The organism is Chryseobacterium echinoideorum (assembly GCF_007474535.1).
GTDB lineage: Bacteria > Bacteroidota > Bacteroidia > Flavobacteriales > Weeksellaceae > Chryseobacterium > Chryseobacterium echinoideorum.
This window is the reverse complement of the sequence record NZ_VKNW01000006.1, coordinates 266,132-272,603: the sequence shown is the minus strand read 5'-3', so window position 1 is coordinate 272,603 and position 6,472 is coordinate 266,132. Positions and strand designations below refer to the sequence as shown.

Here is a 6,472-nt window from a genome sequence, read left to right as displayed (position 1 = left end):
GGGAAGTCAATCGCAAACCTGCGTTGCCGTGGGTTTCTTCCTCGTTGTGAAATTCTTCGGTTCGGCAGGAGAACGCCGAGAAACCGACTGCAAGAATCAGGCAGAGCCTGAGAAATAATTTTTTCTTCATGCTATTTGATGTTTTTAAAGGTTAAATATATAAATTTTTTACAAATATATAAAACAATTTTAAATTATGGCAAATAAGCCACAATATTTTTTTTATTAATTATTAACCTTTGCTTTGTGAAAGCAAGCATAGACAAAGAATTTATCAGATTGTTTGGACAAAATCTAAGAAAGATAAGAGAGTCCAAAAAAATGAGCATGCAAAGTCTCGCAGATTCAATTAATGTAGAATATTCACAGATAAGCAGGATCGAAAGAGGTGTAATAAACACTTCAATTGGTGTTGCATACGCAATTTCTCAAGCCTTAGAAATAGAAATAACAGAACTGTTCAGTTTCGAAATCAAAAAATCATCATAAAAAAGGCTGCTTCAGAAATGATACAGCCTTTTAAATTTTTCTTAATGCGCTTCCAGCCAGTTGTTCCCTACCCCAACCTCAACCAATAACGGCACCTGTGTCTCAATGGCAGATTCCATTTCTTTTTTGATGAGTCGTGTAGCGGTTTCTACTTCTTCAGCCGGGGCTTCAAACAGCAATTCGTCGTGAACCTGCAGCAGCATTTTGGTTTGAAGATTCTGTGCTTCCAGTTCTTTATCAATTTTAATCATCGCCATTTTTACAACGTCTGCTGCGCTTCCCTGAACCGGAGCATTAACGGCGTTTCTTTCGGCATGACCTCTTACCACAAAATTTCCGGAATTGATATCTTTCAAATGTCTTTTTCTTCCCAAAATGGTTTCTACATATCCCAATTCACGGGCTTTAGCGACCTGTTCGGCCATATAAGCTTTCAGTTTCGGATAGGTTTCAAAATAGGCTTCGATCATCTGCTTTGCTTCTGTCCTGGAAAGCCCGGTCTGCTCGGCTAAAGCAAAAGCACCCTGTCCATAAATAATTCCGAAGTTGACGGTTTTTGCCTGACTTCTCTGCGTTTTAGACACTTCTTCCAACGGAATTCTGAATAATTTTGCTGCCGTAGAGGCATGAATATCTTCTCCGTTCTGAAAAGCCTTAATCATGTTATCTTCACCGGAAATTTCAGCAATTAAGCGGAGTTCAATCTGAGAATAATCGGCAGAAATAATTTTCTTTCCTTCACCGGAAACAAACGCTCCACGGATCTGCTGTCCTCTTAAAGTACGAATAGGAATATTCTGCAAATTCGGATTCACACTTGCCAAACGACCCGTTGCAGCCGTTGTCTGAGAGAAATTGGTATGAACGCGGTTGTCATCTTTATCAATCTGTGACGGCAATGCATCCACATAAGTTGATTTCAGCTTTTGATACGTTCTGTATTCTAAAATATGCTGAATTATTTCGTGTTTTGAAGCCAGCTTCTGCAATATGTCTTCAGAAGTCGCATATTGACCGGTCTTTGTTTTTTTTGCTTTCGGATCTAGCTGCATTTTTTCAAACAGAATATCTCCCAACTGTCTTGGAGAGTTCATATTAAATTCTTCTCCCGAAATTTCAAATATTTTTGATTCTAACTGTCTTAAATCATTCTCAAGATCAATGCTTTCCTGAGCCAGCCATTTTTCGTCAAGAGAAATTCCTGCCAATTCCATTTTAGCCAAAACCTCCATCAGCGGCATTTCTATTTTAAAGAATAAATCTTCAAGGTTTTCTTTCTTGAGCTGCGGTGCAAACAATTCGTATAACTGAAATGTGACATCAGCATCTTCTGCTGCGTAATCAGTCTGTGTTCTGAGATCAGCATCTCTGAAATTGCCTTGTTTTTTTCCTTTTTTTCCGATAATCGTTTCAATGGAAACAGGTTTATATCCGAGATAAACTTCAGAGAGATAATCCATTCCGTGCCTTCCGTCCGGATTCAAAAGGTAGTGAGCAATCATGGTATCGAACATTGCTCCTTTTACGGTAATATTGTATTGCTGAAGAATTTTATAATCGTATTTTAAATTGTGAGCAATTTTAATTAAATCTTCTTTCTCGAAAAACGGTCTGAAAATTTCCAAAGTCTGCAAAACTTCGCCCTGATCTTCAGAAAGCGGAATATAATACGCCAAACCTTTTTTGTAAGAAAAACTCATTCCTACCAACTCAGCCTCCATTTCGTTAAGCGAAGTAGTTTCTGTATCAAAACATACCGCTTTTTGAAGCAATAAATTCTGAACTAAAATTTTCTGCGCTTTGGGGTTATCTACAAATTGGTACAGATGATCATTATCTTCAATTGTTGATTTGGTTGAAGTTGCCTGATCCAGTTCCTCATAAGTTGCAAAAAGATCCAGCTGACCAACATTTGCTGCCACTTTCTGCTGTGGTGTCTGTTGCTCTTTTTCAGTATTCCCTTCCGATTTTGCAGCACTAATTTCAGCCGGAGCAAAAGCCCGATACAGATTTTCGTACAGTCTTCTGAATTCTATTTCGTCAAAAACTTCTTTTACTTTTTCAAAATCCGGAGTTTCCAGATCATACTGTTCCTGATGAAATTCAATTGGAACGTCACAGATAATAGTCGCTAATTTTTTAGATAAAATCCCGCGTTCTGCAGAGGCTTCTACTTTCTCTTTCAATTTACCTTTGAGCTGATGCGTATTGGCTAAAAGATTTTCAATACTTCCGAATTCTTTGAGGAATTTCATTGCGGTTTTTTCGCCTACACCTTCCAATCCGGGAATATTATCCACAGCGTCTCCCATCATGGCTAAGAAATCAATGACCTGTTTCGGATCTTCAATCTCGTATTTAGCTTTCACTTCTTCAACGCCTAAAATTTCTATGTCACCACCTTTCAAGCCAGGTTTATAAATTTTAATTTTATCTGTCACCAACTGGGCAAAATCTTTGTCCGGCGTTACCATAAAAGTTGTATACCCTTCTTTTTCTGCTTTGCAGGCAATAGTTCCTATAACATCATCTGCTTCGTAACCTGTAACTCCGAGATGCGGAATATGCATGGCTTCCAAAATTCTCTTAATATAAGGAAGCGCAATTGTTATGGCTTCAGGAGTCTCGCTTCTATTGGCTTTATATTCTGTATAATCGGTTGTTCTTATACTTGCTTCACCTACATCAAAAACCACTGCCAGATGCGTAGGTCTTTCTCTTCTTATTAGTTCTATCAAAGAATTGGTAAATCCGAAGATTGCTGATGTATCAATCCCTGTACTGGTAATTCTTGGACTTCTGATCAATGCATAATATCCTCTGAAAATCATTGCATATGCATCAATGAGAAAAAGCCTTTTATCTTGTGTTGCCTCCATAAGTTGAATAATGAACAAATATATGAAATCGCCTTGATTTGAAAACATAAACCCCCATCAAGATAATATGTTTAAAGGTGATCAAAAAAAAACCTTCAGAAAACTGAAGGTTAATTTATTATTTTTTGATTGAATCTTTTTTCCAGTTGGCTCTGAAATCACAGTTGTCATATCTGCCGTCTATGGAAATAAATGTTGTAGGAAGCCTGGAATTGACAAACTTTTCTACCATTTCGTTCTTTCTTTTATTGAGTGCCATTTGTTTGATTCTGTCGTAATCGGTTTCCAGTTTTATCTGGTGAGCCGGAATCACATCTTCGATTTTAATAATCTTCACCACCTTTCTGTCTCGGTCTGCCACATCCTCAAAAGCGTTAGTGATGTCTCCTTTATTTAAACCTGCAAGTTCATAGCTGATAACTCCAGGAACACTTTCTCTTTCGATTTTATTGGAACCATCATTTCCCGTAATAACTCCTGCGTTAAATTTCGTTCTTTTATCATCCGAAAATTTGAAAGCAGCGTCTTTGAAAGTAATTTTCTCAGCTAAAATCAGTCCTCTAATACTGTCTAATTTCTTTTTGGCAGCCATCATTTCTGATTCTGTAGGAATTGCTTTCAGCAAAATATGTCTTGCATCATAATTCTTACCCGATTTTTTGACAAGCTGAATAATGTGATAACCAAATTCAGATTCTACCGGATCTGAAATTTCGCCTTCCTGCAAGTTGAGAGCAGCTGCTTCAAATGGTTTTACCATCTGTCCTTTATTGATATTTTTGTACAAACCTCCGTTTGCCGCAGAACCGTCATCTTCAGAATAGATTCTTGCCTGACTTTCAAAAGTTTCGCCTCCTTCAATATCGGCTTTTATTTTTTTAAGCTTGCTGATCAATTCATCTTTATGCGCTTCAGTAAGCTTCGGATACATCATAATCTGGGAAAGAGAAACCTCATCTTTGATTTCCGGAAGCTGAGATTTGTATAAATTATAAAAATCTGTCACTTCGTTTGGCGTAACATCAGCTTTTTCGGTAATTCTTCGAAATTTTTCCTGCCCGTAATACTGGTCGGTATCAATTTTTTCGATGGCGTTTTTCAGTTCATACTGATTTCTGAACTTGTAAGCTGCAAGCATTGATTTTTCATCCGGAAACTGAGAAAGTAACTGACTGTATTTTGCATTTACCTGCTCTTTGATCATTGCCGCACGGTTTTCGATAAGCGTATCTCTCTTAGCTTCGTATACCAAAAGCTTATTATTGATTAGGTTTTCCAAAAACTCACATCTGTTGGTGGCGGCAACACCTTGCTGCTTTCCATAATTGATCTGTTCTTCAACATCAGATTCCAGCACGATTTCGTCACCAATTACTGCTGCGATACCATCTACCAACTGTCCTTTTTTAAGCTGAGCATGGATGTTTCCTGAAAAAAACATCACCAATACCCCCAGAAGAAAAGTGATTTTTAGTTTATTTATCATTTTAAATTTTTAAACAAGTTGCAAATTTATAATTCTTAACGAATTGCACTCAATTTTTTATTATAAATATTTCTTAAAAAAAGAATATTATTGAAGTTCCACATTAAAGGTTGTCAATTCCTTAAATTGTGATAATCTGTTTTGAATATCAGCTTCTTTTACTTCTTCCAGTCTTTCAGTTCCGAATTTCTCTACAGTGAATGATGCCATTGCAGAACCTACGATCAATGCAGACTTCATGGTATCAAAATCGAATGTCCCTTTTTTAGCAAGATAAGCTGCAAAACCACCGGCAAAAGTATCACCTGCTCCTGTCGGATCAAACACTTCCTCCAAAGGTAACGCAGGAATTGCAAAAATTTTGTTATCATGAAATAGAAGTGCACCATGCTCCCCTTTTTTAATGATTACAAACTGAGGACCCATTTCATGGATTTTTTTAGCCGCTTTTACCAAAGAATATTCTCCTGAAAGCTGTCTTGCTTCTTCGTCATTAATGCTGATTACATCGGTTTTGGCAATCATCTGCTCGAGAATATCCATTGCAGAATCCATCCAGAAATTCATGGTATCAAGAATTACAAGCTTCGGACGTTGGTTCATTTTTTCCAATACAGAAAGCTGTACTCCCGGATGAAGATTTCCAAGCAATAAAATCTCTGCATCCTGCATTGAGTCTGGGATTTTAGGATCAAAATTCTCCAATACATTAACTTCGGTCACCAAAGTATCTCTTGTATTAAGGTCATTATGATATTTACCTGCCCAAAAAAAAGTTTTTCCTTCTTTTACGATTTCAATTCCTTCAATATTTACATTTCTGCTGGTAAACATATCCAGATGTTCCTGAGGAAAATCGCCTCCAACAACGGAAACAATCCCAGAGTCTACCCCAAGAATTGAAGATGTAATCCCGATATAAGTAGCGGCTCCGCCCAAAATTTTATCTGTTTTACCAAACGGCGTCTCAATTGCATCAAATGCCACGCTTCCTACGACTAATAGTTTCATATAATTATCTATTGTATTTTTTTTAGTTTATTTTTTCCATTCAAAGGTTTCCAGAAGATGCATTACATCTTTTTTGATATAATCTACCGCAGGAGCGAGAGAATCGGGCTTCGGTCTGGAATTGAAGTACAGATAACCGGTAACAAAATGTTTTGTACTATCTGTCGCATAGAACTGCAGGTTTGAAGCAGACTGACCTTTCAGCTCATAAAAATTACCGAAGACTCTTTTCTCCGGATATTCAAAAGATTTTGTATCAATTGAGCTTGCCTTTATAGTATGCTTATAGACCATTTTTTCTGTTTCCTGAATCTGCTGTGCAAAATCGTTGTTGATGGGGTAATAAGTAAGAAAAATCTTTGCTTTCATTTTCGGATAATTCAAGTAGTACCAACAAGGCTTTTTAGCATCATAAATTTTAGCAAAATCTGAAATTTCGAAGGAGTACATACAGTTGGGCTCAAACTTTTTGTATTTTGGTGCAGGATATTCTAATCTGAGTTCACCGTAAGGCTTTGGTGAAGCCTCCTTACCGCAGGAAATAATCAGCAACGAAACAAAAATAAAAATGATCTTTTTTATCATTTGGCAAAAATACAAATTAGAT

The 6,472-nt window shown here is 37.0% G+C and carries 5 protein-coding genes; 1 reads left to right on the top strand and 4 read right to left on the bottom strand.

The window, feature by feature from the left end; translation table 11 throughout:
• Window positions 1–246: 246 nt before the first annotated feature.
• On the top strand, window positions 247–489 hold the full coding sequence (locus tag FOL89_RS10075; protein WP_185146962.1) for a helix-turn-helix domain-containing protein: 243 nt from the start codon (window positions 247–249) through the stop codon (window positions 487–489).
• Window positions 490–530: 41 nt separating this feature from the next.
• Here FOL89_RS10075 and polA read toward each other — a convergent pair whose 3' ends face one another.
• The 4 genes from polA to gldD all read right to left on the bottom strand — a co-directional run bounded on the left by polA (window position 531) and on the right by gldD (window position 6,450).
• Complete coding sequence (gene polA / locus FOL89_RS10070) at window positions 531–3,368, bottom strand: DNA polymerase I (protein WP_144282668.1); 2,838 nt, start codon at window positions 3,366–3,368, stop codon at window positions 531–533.
• A 118-nt stretch (window positions 3,369–3,486) separates the two neighbouring features.
• Window positions 3,487–4,854 carry a peptidylprolyl isomerase gene (locus FOL89_RS10065; RefSeq protein WP_144282667.1) on the bottom strand — a complete coding sequence of 456 codons (1,368 nt, stop codon included), beginning with the start codon at window positions 4,852–4,854 and terminating at the stop codon, window positions 3,487–3,489.
• An 87-nt stretch (window positions 4,855–4,941) separates the two neighbouring features.
• Complete coding sequence (locus tag FOL89_RS10060; protein WP_144282666.1) at window positions 4,942–5,865, bottom strand: PfkB family carbohydrate kinase; 924 nt, start codon at window positions 5,863–5,865, stop codon at window positions 4,942–4,944.
• Between the two features lie 27 nt (window positions 5,866–5,892).
• Window positions 5,893–6,450, bottom strand: coding sequence for a gliding motility lipoprotein GldD (gene gldD / locus FOL89_RS10055; RefSeq protein WP_144282665.1), 558 nt, complete (start codon window positions 6,448–6,450; stop codon window positions 5,893–5,895).
• Between the last annotated feature and the right edge of the window lie 22 nt (window positions 6,451–6,472).

What these genes read in the sequence shown, in the direction of transcription:
- polA (WP_144282668.1), bottom strand. Translation starts at nt 3,368, where the DNA reads ATGGAGGCAACACAAGATAAAAGGCTTTTTCTCATTGATGCATATGCA.
- FOL89_RS10060 (WP_144282666.1), bottom strand. Translation starts at nt 5,865, where the DNA reads ATGAAACTATTAGTCGTAGGAAGCGTGGCATTTGATGCAATTGAGACG.
- gldD (WP_144282665.1), bottom strand. Translation starts at nt 6,450, where the DNA reads ATGATAAAAAAGATCATTTTTATTTTTGTTTCGTTGCTGATTATTTCC.
- FOL89_RS10065 (WP_144282667.1), bottom strand. Translation starts at nt 4,854, where the DNA reads ATGATAAATAAACTAAAAATCACTTTTCTTCTGGGGGTATTGGTGATG.